At 65.2% G+C, this 16,401-nt stretch carries 18 protein-coding genes; 8 read left to right on the top strand and 10 right to left on the bottom strand.

Translation table 11 applies throughout. The features are described 5' to 3' along the window. From atpB to VFB18_RS14330, 4 genes are all read left to right on the top strand, one after another. A partial coding sequence (gene atpB / locus VFB18_RS14345) for a F0F1 ATP synthase subunit A (RefSeq protein WP_324976747.1) occupies window positions 1-323 on the top strand: 323 nt, incomplete at its 5' end. 39 nt (window positions 324-362) lie between these two features. Further along, window positions 363-590, top strand: coding sequence for a F0F1 ATP synthase subunit C (locus VFB18_RS14340; RefSeq protein ID WP_324976744.1), 228 nt, complete (start codon window positions 363-365; stop codon window positions 588-590). A gap of 40 nt (window positions 591-630) precedes the next feature. Continuing rightward, window positions 631-1,116 carry an ATP F0F1 synthase subunit B gene (locus VFB18_RS14335; RefSeq protein WP_324976740.1) on the top strand — a complete coding sequence of 162 codons (486 nt, stop codon included), beginning with the start codon at window positions 631-633 and terminating at the stop codon, window positions 1,114-1,116. A gap of 3 nt (window positions 1,117-1,119) precedes the next feature. Further along, on the top strand, window positions 1,120-1,611 hold the full coding sequence (locus VFB18_RS14330; RefSeq protein ID WP_324976737.1) for an ATP F0F1 synthase subunit B: 492 nt from the start codon (window positions 1,120-1,122) through the stop codon (window positions 1,609-1,611). A gap of 15 nt (window positions 1,612-1,626) precedes the next feature. Here the strand turns inward: VFB18_RS14330 and VFB18_RS14325 are convergent, their stop codons facing one another. Together VFB18_RS14325 and VFB18_RS14320 are read right to left on the bottom strand one after the other, a co-directional pair. Further along, window positions 1,627-2,832 carry an SH3 domain-containing protein gene (locus VFB18_RS14325; protein WP_324976734.1) on the bottom strand — a complete coding sequence of 402 codons (1,206 nt, stop codon included), beginning with the start codon at window positions 2,830-2,832 and terminating at the stop codon, window positions 1,627-1,629. A 411-nt stretch (window positions 2,833-3,243) separates the two neighbouring features. Continuing rightward, a complete protein-coding gene (locus VFB18_RS14320; protein WP_324976731.1) occupies window positions 3,244-3,876 on the bottom strand; it encodes a hypothetical protein in 633 nt (210 codons plus the stop codon). A gap of 185 nt (window positions 3,877-4,061) precedes the next feature. Between VFB18_RS14320 and ispH the strand changes: the two genes are divergently transcribed. The 3 genes from ispH to rnhA are packed head-to-tail and all read left to right on the top strand — an operon-like array spanning window position 4,062 to window position 6,499. After that, a complete protein-coding gene (ispH, locus tag VFB18_RS14315; RefSeq protein ID WP_414675762.1) occupies window positions 4,062-5,054 on the top strand; it encodes a 4-hydroxy-3-methylbut-2-enyl diphosphate reductase in 993 nt (330 codons plus the stop codon). After that, window positions 5,055-6,023 carry a homoserine kinase gene (gene thrB / locus VFB18_RS14310; RefSeq protein WP_324976725.1) on the top strand — a complete coding sequence of 323 codons (969 nt, stop codon included), beginning with the start codon at window positions 5,055-5,057 and terminating at the stop codon, window positions 6,021-6,023. It abuts the gene before it with no gap. Window positions 6,024-6,025: 2 nt separating this feature from the next. Continuing rightward, window positions 6,026-6,499 carry a ribonuclease HI gene (gene rnhA / locus VFB18_RS14305; RefSeq protein ID WP_324976722.1) on the top strand — a complete coding sequence of 158 codons (474 nt, stop codon included), beginning with the start codon at window positions 6,026-6,028 and terminating at the stop codon, window positions 6,497-6,499. On the opposite strand, the gene VFB18_RS14300 is transcribed toward rnhA, so the two are convergent. Both VFB18_RS14300 and VFB18_RS14295 read right to left on the bottom strand, forming a co-directional pair. Continuing rightward, entirely contained in the window at window positions 6,496-6,981 is a 486-nt protein-coding gene (locus tag VFB18_RS14300) for a peroxiredoxin (protein ID WP_324976719.1), read from the bottom strand. The genes rnhA and VFB18_RS14300 overlap by 4 nt on opposite strands. Window positions 6,982-7,052: 71 nt before the next feature. Continuing rightward, window positions 7,053-7,856, bottom strand: coding sequence for a protein-disulfide reductase DsbD domain-containing protein (locus tag VFB18_RS14295; protein ID WP_324976716.1), 804 nt, complete (start codon window positions 7,854-7,856; stop codon window positions 7,053-7,055). A gap of 236 nt (window positions 7,857-8,092) precedes the next feature. Here VFB18_RS14295 and VFB18_RS14290 point away from each other — a divergent pair, with 236 nt between their 5' ends. Continuing rightward, window positions 8,093-8,704 carry a YqgE/AlgH family protein gene (locus VFB18_RS14290; protein ID WP_324976713.1) on the top strand — a complete coding sequence of 204 codons (612 nt, stop codon included), beginning with the start codon at window positions 8,093-8,095 and terminating at the stop codon, window positions 8,702-8,704. Here VFB18_RS14290 and VFB18_RS14285 read toward each other — a convergent pair. From VFB18_RS14285 to VFB18_RS14260, 6 genes are all read right to left on the bottom strand, one after another. Next, window positions 8,701-11,751: an EAL domain-containing protein gene (locus tag VFB18_RS14285; RefSeq protein ID WP_324976711.1), complete on the bottom strand. Its 3,051-nt coding sequence runs from the start codon at window positions 11,749-11,751 to the stop codon at window positions 8,701-8,703. The two genes, VFB18_RS14290 and VFB18_RS14285, sit on opposite strands and share 4 nt — an antisense overlap. A gap of 44 nt (window positions 11,752-11,795) precedes the next feature. After that, the gene (locus VFB18_RS14280; RefSeq protein WP_324976708.1) at window positions 11,796-12,383 is read right to left on the bottom strand and encodes a GNAT family protein; all 588 of its coding nucleotides are present in this window, start codon (window positions 12,381-12,383) and stop codon (window positions 11,796-11,798) included. Window positions 12,384-12,400: 17 nt separating this feature from the next. Beyond that, on the bottom strand, window positions 12,401-13,681 hold the full coding sequence (locus VFB18_RS14275) for a pitrilysin family protein (protein ID WP_324976704.1): 1,281 nt from the start codon (window positions 13,679-13,681) through the stop codon (window positions 12,401-12,403). Continuing rightward, window positions 13,678-15,117, bottom strand: a complete 1,440-nt coding sequence (gene thrC / locus VFB18_RS14270; protein WP_324976701.1) for a threonine synthase — start codon at window positions 15,115-15,117, stop codon at window positions 13,678-13,680. Before thrC ends, VFB18_RS14275 begins: the two co-directional genes overlap by 4 nt. 100 nt (window positions 15,118-15,217) lie before the next feature. After that, the gene (locus VFB18_RS14265) at window positions 15,218-15,985 is read right to left on the bottom strand and encodes an SURF1 family protein (protein ID WP_324976697.1); all 768 of its coding nucleotides are present in this window, start codon (window positions 15,983-15,985) and stop codon (window positions 15,218-15,220) included. Between the two features lie 9 nt (window positions 15,986-15,994). Beyond that, window positions 15,995-16,387: a DUF983 domain-containing protein gene (locus VFB18_RS14260; RefSeq protein ID WP_324976693.1), complete on the bottom strand. Its 393-nt coding sequence runs from the start codon at window positions 16,385-16,387 to the stop codon at window positions 15,995-15,997. Window positions 16,388-16,401 lie beyond the last annotated feature (14 nt).

Here is a 16,401-nt window from a genome sequence, read left to right as displayed (position 1 = left end):
GCGCGAAGTTCCTCAAGTTCTTCGTGCCCGAGGGCGTGCCCTTCGTCATGCTGCCGCTGCTCGTGGTGATCGAGGTGATCTCCTACCTCACCCGCCCGTTGTCGCTGTCAGTGCGTTTGTTCGCCAACATGATGGCCGGCCACACCATGCTGAAAGTGTTCGGCGCCTTCGTCGTGGCGCTCGGCCTGCTCGGCGGATGGGCCCCGCTTGCTTTCATGGTCGCCTTCACTGGGCTCGAGATTCTGGTCGCATTCCTCCAGGCCTATGTGTTCGCCATCCTCACCTGCATCTATCTCAACGATGCGCTGCACATGCATCACTAGTCATCATCACCAGCCAATCTCGTCACAAGGGAGAGTGAAATGGATCCATCAGCAGCAAAATTGATCGGTGCGGGTCTCGCCTCGATCGCCCTCGTCGGCGCCGGCGTCGGCATCGGCACGATCTTCGGCAATTATCTCCAGGGCGCGTTGCGCAACCCCTCGGCGGCGCAGAGCCAGTTCGCCAACCTCCTGCTCGGCTTCGCTCTCGCCGAAGCCACGGGCCTGTTCGGCCTCGTGGTGGCGCTGATCATCCTGTTCGTGTTCTAGAACCGTCCGGGACGCGCGCCGAGAAGGCCGCGACGCCGCCATGCCGCAACTCAATCCGCTCGACTGGGCGCCGCAGATCATCTGGCTCGTCATCACCTTCGGCGTCCTTTATCTCCTGATGGTGAAGGTGGCGCTGCCGCGTATCGGCGGCGTGATCGACGCGCGGGCCGCCCATATCGCCAAGGACCTGGCCGAAGCCGACCGGCTGAGGCGCCAGACCGAAGAGGCGATCGCGGCCTACGAGCAGGCGCTCGCGGAGGCCAAGCAGAAGGCGCACGCGATCATCGAGGAGGGCCGTGGCAAGCTGAAGGAGGAGCTCGCGGCCGAGCGCGAGAAGCTCGAGCGGGACCTTGCCAAGAAGGGCGAAGAGGCCGAGGCGCGCATCGCTGCGGCCAAGGCGGCGGCGATGAAGGACGTGAACGTTGTGGCCGCCGACGTCGCCGCCGACATCGTGCGCCGGTTGATCGGAGTCGCGCCGGCCAAGGCCGAGGTCGAGAAGGCGGTCGACACGGCGCGGAAGGGCTGAGCCATGGACTTCATCTTCGAGCCGGAATTCTGGGTCGCCGTTTCGTTCTTCATCTTCCTCGGCGGGGTGATCTATCTCGGCGTGCACAAGAAGGTCGCTACCGCGCTCGACGCGCGCGCCGCGGCGATTGCCAAGGAGCTCGACGAGGCCAAACACCTGCGCGAAGAAGCCGAGAAGGTGCTCGCCGATTACAAGCGCAAGCAGGGCGGCGCGGTTAAGGAGGCCGAAGCCATCATCAGCCTCGCCAAGAAGGAGGCCGAGGAGATGGCCGCCGAGACGCGAGCCTCGATGGCCGAGCAATTCGAGCGGCGCATGAAGCTCGCCGAGGACAAGATCGCGCGCGCCGAGGCCGATGCTCTGCGCGAGGTGAGAGTGGCTGCGGCCGAGGCCGCGGTGAGCGCGGCGCAGGCGGTGATCAAGGCGAAGCTCACCCCCGAGCTTGCCGACGGCCTCGTCACGCAAGGCGTCGCGGCGCTTAGGACCAAGCTGAACTAGCCTTCCGCTTCAGGTTCATTGCAGCAGCCATTTCCAGAATGACGACGACTGCTCGGTCTTCTGCGCTGGCGCGGCTTCGGCGCGCTTGCGCGGCCGGGCGTGGCCCCCTCCGCCGACATAGCCGCTATAGATCCAGCCCGTGTCGGCGCTCGCTGGATTCTTGACCTTGACCCAGCCGCGCTTGCGGTCGAGCACCGGCACTCTGGTGCCCTTGGCGATCACGCCGACCACGCGCGACGACGACGAGGGCTGCTCGCGGAGATTGACGTAGGCCGAGGGCGTGACCCATTGCGACGGTTCTTTGCCGGTATCGACGGACTCTGATGCAGCAGACGCCGTATCGCCGCTTTCCGTGACGGCAGCTTCGGCTTGCGCATCTTGTGCCGGCGCGACCTCTCCGCCTGCGCGCGAGCCGTCGTCTTCGTTCGGCTCGTCCGCCGCTTCGGCCCGTGTCTCGGCGTAATCGGCCGAAATTTGCTCGGTGTGAACCACGGACACTTTCGGCACCGGCGACACCTTCAGCGCCGTCTCGGTGTCGGCAATGCTCTTGTCGTCCGGCGCAAGCAGGCTGATTCTCAAGTGGAACTCGCCTTCCGCATTCGCGGGCACGGCGAGGTGCAGGTCGCCGATCTGGTCAGGCTTCAGATTCCATTCGGTATCGCCGTAGGGCCGTCCGTCCGAGAGCGTGCTCCCCGGCGGCAGCCCCTTGAGGGCGATGATGCTGCGAGCGGGAACGCCGTCGGTGCCGTCGAGAGCGAGCGGCAGGGCAATCGTCTCGCCCGCAATCGCTTCGAGCGTCGCCGGCACGGTGAGCACGGCCGCGGGGGCCGACACTTGCACAGCCGCCGGCGGTGACGGGGATTCTTGCTTCGACCACGGCGGGTCGATCAGGCCGAGCCAAAGCACGATCGCGAGCGTGACGTTCGGGACAAGCGCGACGAGAATGAGCCCGATGAAGAGGATGCGTAGCCAGGCTGCTTGCGAGAGCCGAAAGGCGGTCGGAGCAGGCCGGGCTTCCGGCGCTTGGGCCTCGAATCGGGTTACGCGCGTCGCGGCGGCCTGCTCCGCGCGGCGGACCGCTTCTTTCCTCGCCTCGGGCGAGCGCGGCGCTCGCTGCACCTGAGGCTGAATGGGTCCGATGCGCGCGCCACTCGGCTTGTCTCCGCTCTGGCGATGATCTCCGGTCTTGTCGCTCTGGGCGACGACGTTGAGCTGCGCCATGAAAGTCCAGGGCCGGTCGACGGCCCTCCCCCTTTGGCGAATGAGTCTCCCTTTCGCGTCTTCGGGCGTTGGGAGGCTTCGCATCACCTGAGCAGTTCACTGACGCGACTGAAACGCGAGGAAGAGCGGCAATCGCCACGGCGAAAGAAGAGACTGTCGCGAGACAGCAGACCCATTCTCGTCAAGCCGCATTCCCTCTTTGGCGTTTCCAACCGCGAGACCTCGCCAAGGTTCCCCGGTCGCGCCGATTTAAATCATCGCGCCCAAACCGCGAGCGGCCGCTTGGGCCCGGACGGCAAAGTGGTTAACAGCCCGGCAGACCGATTTTGGGGCGCCAAGGTGGAAACTGCGGGGCTCGATCATGGCGGGCCGCGGCGGTCGGCGATTGAGCCCGGATGAGGCGGAGCGAGACTAGCCCGCGCCGGGCTGCGTGCGGTCGAAGGCGATGAACACCTTATAGTCCTCGGGCCGCGTGCCGACCTGGATGGGGAAGGCGATTTCGCGCACCATCGAGAAATATCCCGCAGGATCGTTCGGCGGCACGGTCGCCGAGACGGTCATCTTGTCGGTCACCAGCGTCTTCTGGTCGGTGCCGGCGACGCGAATGCTGACCGGCATATTGACCGTCCCGGGAGCGCCCTTGGGCCCGAGCAGAATGCGGCCGGCGAAGCCGTAACGCACCACCACTCGGTCCGCATAGACTTGGCACTCGCGCGCCATCTTGGTGATCTCGCCGCGGTGAATCACGGCAAGGGTGTCGCCGACATGGCCGGGCTGGTAGATAGTCAGGAGCCGGTCGCGCGGCCACGCCACCACTTGCGGACAATGCGCGCTCATTCCGCCCGGCAGATCGGCGCCGGAATCCGCCTTGGCGGTTTCAAGCAGCCGGTCCTCGGTGACGGCAGAAGCCGAAGTGTCGGGACTACCGGCACTGAAGGGATTGGAAATCTTGGAAACGGCGCAGCCCGACAGGCAAAAGGGTGCGGCAAGGAGCCCGGCCAGCGGCCAGGTACGCAGCCACCAAACAGCGTTGAAACGCCTCAACTCACCCCGTCCTTGGCTTGACATGCCAGGCATCCCCGCCTGATATGCCCGGGCTCGGCTTATTGTCTCGGTTTTGCGAGCTGCCGGTCTCCAGCAATGGGCGCCAACCTATCCGTACTCGGTAAGCGCCACAAGGTCCGACTTGACGCGCTTTTGCCACCCTTAACCCTTTCCCTGGCACAAAAATGACGAGCATGCCGAAATCGAACGGATGCATAGGCGATCGCCCCGAGCTGACCATCTATCTGGCGGCTCCCAGGGGCTTTTGCGCCGGCGTCGACCGCGCGATCCAGATTGTCGAACTCGCGCTCGAGCGCTACGGCGCACCGGTCTATGTGCGCCATGCCATCGTCCATAACCGCACCGTGGTCGAGGATCTCAAGGCCAAGGGCGCGATCTTCGTCGAGGAGATCGACGAGATTCCGGAGACCGACGCGCCGATCATCTTTTCGGCCCACGGCGTGCCGAAAGCCGTGCCTGAGGCGGCCTCGCGGCGGCGTCTGTTTGTGCTCGACGCGACCTGCCCGCTGGTGGCCAAGGTCCATGTCGAGGCCGCACGGCACTTCGCCAATGGCCGCGAACTTCTCCTCGTCGGACACGCCGGCCATCCCGAGGTCGTCGGCACGATGGGTCAATTGCCCAAGGGGGCGGTACATCTGATCGAGAGTATCGAGGACGCTCGCACTTTTGCGCCGTGTGACCCCAATCGCCTCGCGGTGCTGACCCAGACCACGCTCTCGGTCGACGATACGCGCGAGATCATCGCCGTGCTGAAGGAGCGCTTCCCCAAGCTGATCACGCCGCGCAAGGGCGATATCTGCTACGCCACCACCAATCGCCAGGACGCAGTCAAGCGCATCGCCCCCTGTTGCGACCGCATGATCGTGGTGGGTTCGCCGACGAGCTCGAACTCGCTCCGTCTGGTCGAGGTGGCGCAGCGCGCCGGCTGCCCGCAAGCGGTCTTGATCGAGCGCGCGGCGGAGATCGAATGGAACGCCTTCAAAGACATCAGGTCCATCGGACTCACCGCCGGAGCCTCGGCCCCCCAGGTCCTGGTCGAGGAGATCATCGACGCGTTCAGGGCGCGTTTCGCCACGCGGATCGAAACGGTGACCACGGCCGAGGAGGACGTCGCTTTCAAACTTCCGCGCGAGCTCCGGGAGGCGCCGGCGCTCTAGATGGCCGTCTATACCGACGTCTCCGACGAGGAGCTCGAGGAATTCATCGCCAGCTATGATGTCGGCGCGCTGACCTCGTTCAAGGGCATCGCCGAAGGCGTCGAGAACTCGAACTACCTCGTCAACACCGAGAGCGGACGTTACATCCTGACGCTCTACGAGAAGCGGGTGCGGCGTGAGGACCTGCCGTATTTCCTCGGGCTCATGCAGCATCTCGTGGCGCGTGGCATCTCCTGCCCGCTTCCGGTGAAGGACCGCTCAGGCCGGACGCTGAGAGAGCTCGCCGGACGCCCCGCCGCGCTCATCACCTTCCTCGATGGATTGTGGGTAAGGCGCCCGAACATGGAGCATTGCCACGCGCTCGGCGATGCGCTCGCTCACTTGCATCTCGCCGGCGCCGACTTCCCCATGTTTCGCGCCAACGACCTATCGCTTCCCGGCTGGGGCGCGCTCGGCAAGGACATCGGCGCGGGCGCCGACGAGGTAGTCCCGGGACTGGCCGCCGAGATCACCAAGGAGCTTGCCTTTCTCGAGCAGAACTGGCCCTCCGACCTGCCCGACGGCGTCATCCACGCCGACCTCTTTCCCGACAACGTCTTCTTCCTCGGCGACAAGGTGTCGGGGCTGATTGATTTCTACTTCGCCTGCAACGATGCGCTCGCCTACGACGTCGCGGTTTGCCTCAACGCCTGGTGCTTCGAGTCAGACGGCGGCTTCAATGTCACCAAGGCACGCGCTTTGCTTCAGGCCTACGAAGGCGTGCGGCCCTTGAGCGAGGCCGAGCTCAAAAGCCTGCCGCTGCTCGCGCGCGGTGCGGCGCTGCGCTTCCTCCTGACCCGCACCTATGACTGGTTGAACACCGACGAGAACGCGCTAGTTCGGTTCAAGGACCCCAACGAATATTTGCGCAAGTTGAGGTTCCATCAGCGCGTCAAATCCTACCGCGACTATGGGCTTGGGAAGCACTGAGCATGGCGAAGCCCAAGGTGATCATCCATACCGACGGCGCCTGCTCGGGCAATCCAGGACCGGGCGGCTGGGGGGTGATCCTTCAGTCTGGCGAGCACCGCAAGGAGCTTTGCGGCGGCGCGCCCCTGACCACCAACAACCGCATGGAGCTTACCGCCGCCATCAAGGCGCTTGAGGCGCTCAAGGGACCTTCGGAGGTCGAGCTCTACACCGACTCCAATTATCTCCGCGGCGGCATCACAGGCTGGATCAAGAGCTGGAAGAAGAACGGCTGGCGCACGGCGGACAAGAAGCCGGTGAAGAACGCCGAGCTTTGGGAGGAACTCGAAAAGGCGGCGAGCCAGCACGACATTCGCTGGCACTGGGTCAAAGGTCATCACGGCCATGACGAGAACGAGCGCGCCGACGAACTCGCGCGCCAAGGCATGGCGCCGTTCCTTGCCGGGCGCCGCAAGAGAAGCGGCGACGAGGGCTAGAGCTGCTCCAAAAGATGCGAGGCGCTGGTCACCTCGCACGCTGCCGGCGATTCCTCGACGTCGAGAATCTTGACCACGCCGTCGTCGACGAACATGGCGTAGCGCTTCGAGCGCGTGCCGAGGCCGAACCCGCTGCCGTCGAAATCCATGCCGATCTTCTTGGTGAACTCGGCGTTGCCGTCGGACAGGAAGAGAACCTTGTCCTTGCCGTCCGACTTCTTCTCCCAGGCCGCCATCACGAAGGGATCGTTCACGGCGACGCAAGCCACGGTGTCGGCGCCTGCCTTCTTGAATTTCTTGGCGCTCTCGATGAACCCCGGCAGGTGCTTCTGGTGGCAGGTGGGCGTGAAGGCGCCGGGCACGGCGAACAGAACGACCTTCTTGCCGGCGAAGATCTCGTTTGTGGTCAGGGTCTTGATGCCGTCCTGCGTCATGATCCTGAAGGTAGCCTCGGGCAGACGGTCTCCTTTGGCAATGCTCATCGTTCTCCTCCGGGTCTTCGTTCCGTCAGACCGCACCATAGCGGCTCGGTCTTGCCCGGCCAAGTGAGGCCCTATTTCGCCGTCCACTTCGTTTCCGTCGCGCCGAGGTCCGAGACGAGGATCAGGGTCAAGGTCTTGCCTTTGACGGAAGCTGCCTCTGCCGCCGAACCGAAGCTCACCAAGAAGCGCTGCTTGCCGTCGATGGGCGGGGTTTCCGGCTTGGGCATCGGCACGTACGCGTCCCCGCCGTCGATGAAGAGGTCGGTCCCGCGCGCGCCCTCGGGGAATGTCGCATCGATCGCAATCGTGGGTTTGGGCGCGTTGAGGTCCGCGGTCACGCTCTCGACGGCAGGCAAGTGATCTGGGCTTGCTGCCTTCGGCACCTGAGCCAGCGCATTCTCGAGAAGGAGCGCATCGCCCTTGCCGTCGCCGGGAGACACGAGAAGCTCGAGATCGACCTCGTTCGGCACGCAGAGCTCCTTGCACAGGCCGTACTCGAAGGCGAGCTTGAGCGTGACCGGCTCGCCGTCCCGTTCCGGCGTGACCTTGATCGGGAAAACGACCTCCTCCTCGTAGCCGATGGCGGTACCGTTCGCCTCGGCAATGCGGTGCGGCGCCGGATAGAGCAGCTCGGCCTGCTTGAGATTCTTGGAGCCCTTGAAGTCGAAGCTCGGCGGGACCCCGGAGTCACCGGGGTTCCGCCAATACGTCTTCCAGCCGGGCTCCATACGGAGCTGAACGCCGGCCATGAGCGTTGGCTTGCCGTCGACCTCGGGCGTGCCCGAGACGAGGCGTGCCTTGGAATCGGTCGAGGCGACCCAGGCTGACTCGCCTTGGCTTGCGGCGTGCGCTCCGCCCACTGCGGCGAGGCACAATAAGGCGAGCGCCAGTGCGAATGCCCACGCAAGACAGCGAGAAGAAGTGTGAGGCTCGTGCATGGTTTGGAGGATTTCTGGCCGACGAACTCTAGCGGGAGGAGGGAGCTTGCGCGACTCGCAGCGCGTGCAAAGGCGTCACTCTTTTGTGAGGGCAATTGCGGCGAAAATGCCTCTGTTGCCGTTAATTGAGCGTTTCCTCTTCCCAAGCGTCAGAACTGTTGTAGTCTAATCCAATGCCTGCCCGCACCGCATACCGGCCGCATCGCGAAGGCTATCTCGACGGTCAGCTGCTAATCGCCATGCCGACGATGGGAGATCCGCGCTTCACACGCGCGGTCATCTATATGTGCGCGCACTCGGCCGACGGGGCGATGGGCATCATCATCAATCAGCGCGCGCCGAACATCAATTTCACCGAGCTGCTCGAGCAGCTCAACATCGTGCCGCCCGCCGATCGCATCAGGCTTCCCGAGGGTCTCACCGGCATGGCGGTGCATCTCGGCGGCCCGGTCGAGACGGGGCGCGGCTTCGTGCTGCACAGCGCCGACTACTTCAAGGCCGAGAGCACGCTGCCGATCGACGAGAGCGTGTGCCTTACCGCGACCATCGACATTTTACGCGACATCGCCAAGGGCACCGGTCCCGACAAGGCGCTGCTCGCCCTCGGCTATGCGGGCTGGGCACCGGGGCAGCTCGAGAACGAAATCCATGCCAATGGCTGGCTCAACTGTCCGGCCGACCCGGAGCTGATCTTCGATCCCGAGATCGACCGCAAATATGGCCGCGCGCTCGGCAAGATTGGCATCGATCCGTTCCGCCTGGTGAGCGATTCAGGCCACGCTTAGGACGTCGGACGAGGCACCGGCAGTGCCTGGAGCGGCGCCGCGGCGGCCGGCTGGACCTCCATGCCCTTAGGAGCATTGGGCTGCGCCCTCGCCCTCTCGCGCTGTCTGCGCTTGCGATGGGTGGCGAGAGCGGCGAGGAGATCGGCGACCTCCTTGGGGGCCATCGGCTCTCCGTAATAGAAGCCCTGGCCGTATTCGCAGCCGATCGAGCGCAAATAAGCGGCATCGGCCGCCGTCTCGACGCCCTCGGCAACGACTTCCTTGCCGAGCTCGTGGGCCAGCGCGATGACCGAGCGCAAGATGAGCGGTGCCGAACCGTTGAGGCCGCTGTCGCGCACCAGGGAACGATCGACCTTGATCGTGTCGCAGGGGAAGCGGTGCAAATAGCTCAACGAGGAATAGCCCGTGCCGAAATCGTCGAGCGCGAGGCTCGCGCCGAAGCTCTTGAGCCAGGTCAGGATCTCGACGGCGCGCTCCGGGTTCTCCATGACGAGCGACTCGGTGATCTCGAGCTTGAGCGTGCCTTTGGGCACCGTCTCGCGCGCGAGCATCAGCCTGATCTCCTGCACCATGTCCTGACGGAAAAGCTGGCGGCTCGACACGTTGACGCTGACGAAGAGCGGGTCGCGCTCGCGCGGCAGCACCTTGTGCCAGCGCACGGCTTCTTCGAGCGCCTGGCCGAGCACATAGCTGCCGAGTTCGACGATCAGACCGGTTTCCTCGGCGATGGGGATGAAGTCCTCGGGGCCGAGGCGGCCGCGGGTCGGGTGATCCCAGCGCAGCAACGCCTCGAAGCCGGCAAGCTGGTTCGACGCGAGCCGCGTGATCGGCTGATAGAGAACGGCGATCTGCTGACGCTCGATCGCCTTCCGGAGGTCGCTTTCGAGCGGGAGCTTGCTTTCGTCCTCGCCGCGCATGGCGGGATTGAAAATCTCGATGCGGTCGGCGCCTGAGCGCTTGGCTCGCAACATGGCGATCTCGCCCTCGCGCACGAGGTCCTGCGCGGTTGCCTGCGTGCCGTCGTGCACGACGATGCCGATCGAGGCGGTGAGGATGATTTCCTTGTTGCTGATCTTCATCGGCGTCCGGAGCGCGCGGCGCACCCGCTCGGCAAGCGTCGCGACCTGATGCGGGTCGCTGCCCGAGATGAGAAGGATGGCGAACTGGTCGCCGCCGAGGCGCGCGAGCGTGTCTTGCGGATTGAGGTGGCGCGCCAACCTGCGGCTGAGGGTGAGCAGCATCGAATCGCCGATGACGAGGCCGAAGCTCTTGTTGACGTTCTTGAAGCGGTCGATGTCGATGAACAGCACGGTCGGGCGGCCGCCCTGGCCCTCGCGCGCGCGGGTGATGGCGCCGGACACGCGATCCATGAACAGCTCGCGGTTGGGAAGTCCGGTCAAGCTGTCGTGCACGGCATCGTGCATGAGCCGTTCGTGCGCGCGCTTGAGGCTGGTCACGTCGCGCATCAGACCGACGCAGCGCAAGAGCCGGGTGTTCTCGCTCGGCGCCGCATGGGCGCGCAGTTCGTACCAGAGATAGGTGCCGTCGTGGCGGCGCAGGCGGAAATCGAGCACAAGATCGCCGCCCTGCTTCTCCTGCAACGACCACAGCATCAGGCGAAAGCGTTCGCGGTCGGCGGCGTGCATTTGTTGCAGGAACTCGTCGACCGAGACGTTGAGCGCGCCAGGATCGAAGCCGAGGTCCCTCTCGACCTCCTCGGCCACGATGACTTGATCCTTGCCGGCGCTCCACTGGAACACATGGGCGCCCGAGCCATCGACAGCGAGCGATTTCATCTGCACGAGGCTCGGCGGCCCGAGCTGAAGCTGCCCGCCGGCCGAGCGGAAGGCAAACTGGGTGACCGTGAAGCCGAGCAGGACGAGAATAAGCACCAGGCCCGCGACCAGTCCAGAAATGACGATGTCGCCGGAGAGCTTACCGAGCACGATCATGGCGGCGCCGAACAACCACACGATCAGGAGCAGCCAGCTCGGAATGAGGGAAAGCGCGCGGTCCTGGCCGCGCAGGGCGAGAAAGGCGATCAGCCCGGTGCCGACCCCCGCGATCGCAATGGTGGAAATTCGGGCGAGCCCCGCCGCGAGGGCCGGGTCGATCACAGCAAAGGCGACGAGCGCGAATTGCGCCGCGATCCATCCCCAGAAGAGCGTCTTGATCCAGCTGTGCCAAAGACCGATACGGAGGAAGGTGTAGAGGAAGAGGACAAGGCTTGCGGCGAGCCCCGCCTCGGCTGCGGCGCGGTAAAGCGCCGTACGGTCCGGCCCTACGGGGAAGAGTTTGTTCCAGAAGCCGAAATCGACGCAGAAATAGACGAGCGCCACCCAGGCCACGAGTGCGGTGGCGGGAAAGATGGCGCGGTGATTGGCTGCAAAAATTGCGGTCAAGAAAATCGCCAGCAACCCGGTGATGCCGAGGAGCACGCCGTTGAACAGCATGCGGTCTTGCTGCTTGGCCTGATAGGCGTTGGGGTCCCACAAATGCAGACTCGGGACTTGCGCCGAGCTGAGCTCCGCGGCGAAGGTGACCGTCTGTCCCGGTTCGAGATTGAGGCGAAACATGTCGGCGCGATCGCTCTTGAGCGGCTCGGGGCGGAAGCCGAGAGAGGGCGTCACCGCGGCGATGCGGGGGGAATCGAGGTCGGGCCAGAACACGCGTGAATTGGCCAGCGTGTAGCGCGGGGCGACCAGCCAGCGCACGATCGGGTCGGAGGTCGGGTTGGTGAGAGCGAACACGACCCAGCTCGGATTGGTGCCGGGATGGGCGGCCTGCACGGCCATGCGCCCGATATAGCCGTCGGGACCCGGCGCCGTCTCGATCTGGAGTTTGTCGCCGCGGCCTTCGTAGAGCTCACCCTTGGCGGTGATGTCGATGTTCTGCTGGTCGGGCGTGACCTTGATTGCCTCGACGGCTTGAGCGAACGACGAGGGCAGAAGCAAAAGAGCAAGCACCGCCGCGCGCGCGAACGCGCGTTGCCGCTCCCCCGGGCGGCGAAGCCAGGCGGCCGCATGCTCTCGCTTGAAGCCGCTCAACTGACCCACCCTCCCCGTCTCGTGTTTAACGCTGCCCGACGGCGCTAGCGGCGTATGTCGGTGTCGAGCAGCGCGTAAAGCAGGTGATCCTGCCAGACGCCGTTGATCTTGAGATAACGGCGGGCAAGACCCTCCCGCTGGAACCCGGTTTTCTCCAGAAGCTTGATCGAGGCAGCATTGGTCGGCAGGCACGCCGCCTCAAGTCGGTGCAGCTCGAGCGAGTCGAAAACGAAGGGGATGACGGCGCGGACCGCGGTGGTCATGTAGCCCTGACGGGCATATTTGGCGCCGACCCAATAGCCGAGAGTGCAGGATTGCGTCACCCCGCGCCGCACGTTGCACAGCGTAAGCCCGCCTACCAAGGCTCCGCTCGTGGCCGAGAACGCGAACAGCGCATAGCCCACGTCCTCGCGCAAATCGCGCAGATAATGGCGCACCCGGCGGCGGAAGGAGGCGCGCGAGAGTTCGTCGTTAGCCCAGAGCGGCTCCCATGGCGTTAGGAAGTCGCGGCTCGCCGTCCTGAGCTCGGCCCAGGCGGCATAGTCGGACATTTGCGGCGTGCGCAAGACAACCCGATCGCATTCAAGCACCGGACCGAGGTCGCTCGCGGACGCTGCTCGCAACAAAGCCATGGTTCAAAAGACCCCCTTCAAGCGGCCCGGCTCGCGGGAATTGTGAATTTTTCCGCCACCCTGTCGAATCTTGCAACATGAAGAATGGGCCCAACCGTGGCAAGGCTGACCGGAGATGCGAGCAGGGCCGCAACCATGGCTTGCAGGTCAGAGACCTCAACTTGCTCGACCTTCTCGATCAACTCGGCCGTGGTGAGCGGCCGGCCGTGGATCAGAACCTGGCGGGCAAGCTGCTCGGCGCGGGCGCTCGAGCTTTCGAGCCCGGCGAGCAGCCCCATTTTGAGTTGCGCCTTGACGCGAGCGATCTCCTCCGCGCGGAAGCCCTGATCGGCCGCTTTCATCAGCTCCTCGCGAATGACGGCGATCAGCTGATGCGCCCGGTCGGGGCCGCCAGCGGCATGGATGGCGAACATACCGCTGTCGGTGAGCCCGCTCGCGAAGGCGTAGATCGCGTAGCAGAGGCCGCGCCGCTCGCGCACCTCCTGGAAGAGGCGCGATGACATGCCGCCGCCGAGCGCTCCGGCCAGGGTCTGCGCGACGAAGTAGTTCGGATGGCGATAGGCGGGCGCTTCGAAGGCGAGCACGAGATGGGTCTGCTCGAAAGGCCGCTCCGAGCGCTTTATGCCCCCGGCATAAACCGCGCGTTCCGGCTCGGGGCCGCTGTTGGCATCGAAGGTGGCAAGACGCCGCTCGGCCCCGGCGACAAGTTCCGCGTGGTCGACGGCACCAGCCGCCGCGAGGACCATGTTGGGCCCGTGATAGTGGGCGGAAAGGTAGGCCCCGAGATGTGGCGGCCTGAAGCCCTTGACGCTGCGCGCCGTGCCGAGGATCGGGCGGCCGACCGGCTGATCGGGGAAGGCGGCTTCCTGGGCCAAGTCAAACGCTATGTCCTCGGGCGAGTCCATGGCGGCCGCGATCTCCTGGAGGATCACATCGCGCTCGCGCGAAAACTCGGAGGGGTCGAAGCGCGGCGCGACGATGATGTCGCTCAAGATGTCGAGGGCGAGGTCCAAGTCCTTGCGTAGCACGCGCGCATAATAGGCGGTCGAGTCGACACCGGTCGCGGCATTCAGTTCGCCGCCGACCGCCTCGATCTCCTCGGCGATGTCGCGCGCGCTCCGCCGCGCCGTTCCCTTGAAGGCCATGTGCTCCAGGAAGTGCGCGACGCCGTGCTCGGCGAGGCTCTCGCTCCGGCTGCCGGCGCCGATCCAGATGCCGAGCGAAACGGTCTCGACCTCGGCCATGGCCTGACTGATCACGGTCAGACCATTCGCAAGCTGTGAGCGCTCGACAGTCACGCGCCAACTCCGGCGCGGCGCCCGTGCGATTGCCTCGCATTCCCCGCACGCGCGCGCCCTGTAATGAAATCGGCGACCGCCGCATAGTCGTTGGGAAGCGTGGTGCAGCGCTCGTGCTGGCTCAATCTCAGCCGCAGGCGCTCGGGCTGCTCGGGGGCGCGGCCGGTGGCGCGCTCGACGAGCTCGGGGAACTTGGCCGCATGCGCCGTGGCAAGAACCACCATCGGCGTTGTCCCGAGGCCGGTCTCCATGCTCGAGGCGGCGACGCCCACGGCAGTATGCGGATCGGCGATCACGCCGGTCTCCTCAGCGAGCGAGCGGATGGTCATCTCCGTCTCGTGCTCCCCCACGGAATGAGCCGCAAACAGCGCGCGCAAGTCATGAAGCTCGGATTGGCTTAAGCGGAAGGCGCCGGCATTTCTGAGCTCGTCCATCAGCGCCCTCACGCGAACAGGATTGCGGCCGGCAAGCTCGAACAGGAGGCGCTCGAAATTGCTCGCAAGCTGGATGTCCATGCTCGGACTTGACGTGGCAATCACGCCGTGCGGCTCGTAGACCCCCGAGGCAAGCGCCCTAGGAAGACTGTCGTTGAGGTTCGTGGCGATAACGAGGCGCGACACCGCAAGACCCATCATTCTCGCGGCGTAACCTGCGAAAATATCACCGAAATTTCCGGTTGGGACGGAGAAGGCGACCGGGCGGTGCGGCGCGCCGAGGCTCACGCCGGCGGTGAAGTAGTAGGGGATCTGGGCGACGATGCGCGCGAAGTTGATCGAATTGACGCCGGTCAGCGCGAAGGAGTCGCGGAGCTTATGATCGGCGAACAGTCCCTTCACGATGGCTTGGCAGTCGTCGAAGGTTCCTTCGAGCGCGATGTTGTGCACGTTCGGCTCGGCCGCAGACGTCATCTGGCGGCGCTGGACGTCGCTCACTCTGCCCTTGGGATGCAGGATGAAGATGTCGATCGCCTCAAGCCCGCGAAAGGCCTCGATCGCGGCGGCGCCGGTGTCGCCGGAGGTGGCACCGATCACGGTGGCATGGGCGCCTCTCCGCACGAGAGCGCGGTTCATGAGCCTCGCCACCACCTGCATGGCGAGGTCCTTGAAGGCGAGCGTCGGACCGTGAAACAGCTCGAGCAGGAAGCTGTTCGGCCCGATCTGGCGGAGCGGCGCCACAGCCGGGTGGTGAAAGGTGCCATATGCCTCTTCCAAAACCTGCTCGAGGTCGGGAAGGCAGGGATCATCCTTAAGGAAGGGGCTGATGACGCGGTAGGCGGCATCGGCATAGTCGAGGCCGGCGAGCGCCGAGATCTCGCCGGGCGTGAGGCTCGGCCAGGACTCCGGCATCAAGAGCCCGCCGTCGCGCGCCATGGCGGCAAGGAGCGCGCCCTCGAAAGAGAGCGCCGGCGCCTCGCCGCGCGTCGAGATGAACCTCACCTTTGACCTCAAATCCAGGAAATCGGGCGGTTTACGGGCGTGACCCTAGCCTTGTGGGGCCGCCCCCGCAACATGGGCGGGAAGTAGCATGAACGACGCATCACCTGCGATCTTCGGCGGCCACGTTGCCCGGCGCTTCCTGCCGCCCACCCTCGCGCCAAAGACCCGCGGCGCGAATGATATAGATGACGAGCACGGCGCCCGCGAGCAGGAACCACGTGATCGCGTATTGCAGGTGGTTGTTGGGAAGCTCGAGGCGAGTCTGGCCGCCTTCGGGGAAGCCGCCGGGCACATCGCTCTTCTCGGCCTCGAGGAAGAACGGCGCGGGGTGCATGGTGGCGGTCGGGAACATCGAAAAGGTCATGCCGTTCAGATCGCGCCAGAACCAGCGATTGGCCTCAGGCTCGTTGTCGGGCGTGAAGAGGCCTTGCCTGTCCGGGAGCCTGACGAGCCCCGTCACCTCGACCTCACCCTCCAATTGACCGGCCGAACGGGTCGAAGGATCGCGCAGCTTCTCCGGCACGAAGCCTCGGTCGATCAGGACGAGGTCACCCGCATCGGTGCTGAACGGCGCGATGACGTGCCAGCCCGGTTCCCCGTCGTCGGAGAGGGCATAGAGGTAGCGTTCCTTGCCGTTGTCGTAGCGGCCTTTGACGCGCACGCGGTCGTAGCTTGGGTCCTTGCCGGCACGCGCCGCGCCGACCGCCTCCTCGAGCGTGACCGGCGTCCCCTTGGCTCGCATCTCGATCTCGGCGATCAGCCCTTCCTTCCAGGCGAGACGCTGCAATTGCCAGACCCCGAGCCCGATCAGGAGCGCCAAGGCGAAGAGCGTGAACAGAGTGAACCAGACGAAGCCTTTGCGCGGCATGGGAAAGGCCTACTTCGAGGCGAGCCTGCCCTCTTCGGCCTTGTTCCTGAATTGGAGGGCAATGAGGATGCCCTTGAAGGAACGGAGCAGCACGAGCGGCAAGACGATCGCGAGCGAACCCCAAAGAAGGGCGTGCAGCCAATAAGGCGGAGAGTAGAGCACCTCGACAATGAGCGCCGCGCCGCACACGATGAAGCCCGTCACCAGGATGACGAAGACGGCGGGTCCATCGCCCGAATCGGCGAAGTCATAGTCGAGCCCGCACGAATTGCAGCGCGGTGCGAGGCTGAGATAGCCGTCGAACAGCTTGCCGCGCCCGCAGGCGGGACAATGGCCGGCGATCCCCGACCATAGAGTCGCCCCAAAGGATTGCGGTTCGGGCCGCGTCGCAACATTGCCCATGGCGATAGCCTCAA

Origin of the sequence: Methyloceanibacter sp., assembly GCF_035650995.1 — a bacterium.
In the GTDB taxonomy this organism is placed as follows: domain Bacteria; phylum Pseudomonadota; class Alphaproteobacteria; order Rhizobiales; family Methyloligellaceae; genus Methyloceanibacter.
The sequence above is the reverse complement of the archived record's forward strand: the minus strand, read 5'-3'. Positions and strand labels throughout refer to the sequence as shown.

What these genes read in the sequence shown, in the direction of transcription:
- VFB18_RS14290 (WP_324976713.1), top strand. Translation starts at nt 8,093, where the DNA reads ATGCCTGCCCGCACCGCATACCGGCCGCATCGCGAAGGCTATCTCGAC.
- VFB18_RS14300 (WP_324976719.1), bottom strand. Translation starts at nt 6,981, where the DNA reads ATGAGCATTGCCAAAGGAGACCGTCTGCCCGAGGCTACCTTCAGGATC.
- VFB18_RS14280 (WP_324976708.1), bottom strand. Translation starts at nt 12,383, where the DNA reads ATGGCTTTGTTGCGAGCAGCGTCCGCGAGCGACCTCGGTCCGGTGCTT.
- rnhA (WP_324976722.1), top strand. Translation starts at nt 6,026, where the DNA reads ATGGCGAAGCCCAAGGTGATCATCCATACCGACGGCGCCTGCTCGGGC.
- VFB18_RS14340 (WP_324976744.1), top strand. Translation starts at nt 363, where the DNA reads ATGGATCCATCAGCAGCAAAATTGATCGGTGCGGGTCTCGCCTCGATC.
- VFB18_RS14335 (WP_324976740.1), top strand. Translation starts at nt 631, where the DNA reads ATGCCGCAACTCAATCCGCTCGACTGGGCGCCGCAGATCATCTGGCTC.
- VFB18_RS14325 (WP_324976734.1), bottom strand. Translation starts at nt 2,832, where the DNA reads ATGGCGCAGCTCAACGTCGTCGCCCAGAGCGACAAGACCGGAGATCAT.
- VFB18_RS14265 (WP_324976697.1), bottom strand. Translation starts at nt 15,985, where the DNA reads ATGCCGCGCAAAGGCTTCGTCTGGTTCACTCTGTTCACGCTCTTCGCC.
- VFB18_RS14330 (WP_324976737.1), top strand. Translation starts at nt 1,120, where the DNA reads ATGGACTTCATCTTCGAGCCGGAATTCTGGGTCGCCGTTTCGTTCTTC.
- thrB (WP_324976725.1), top strand. Translation starts at nt 5,055, where the DNA reads ATGGCCGTCTATACCGACGTCTCCGACGAGGAGCTCGAGGAATTCATC.
- ispH (WP_414675762.1), top strand. Translation starts at nt 4,062, where the DNA reads ATGACGAGCATGCCGAAATCGAACGGATGCATAGGCGATCGCCCCGAG.
- VFB18_RS14260 (WP_324976693.1), bottom strand. Translation starts at nt 16,387, where the DNA reads ATGGGCAATGTTGCGACGCGGCCCGAACCGCAATCCTTTGGGGCGACT.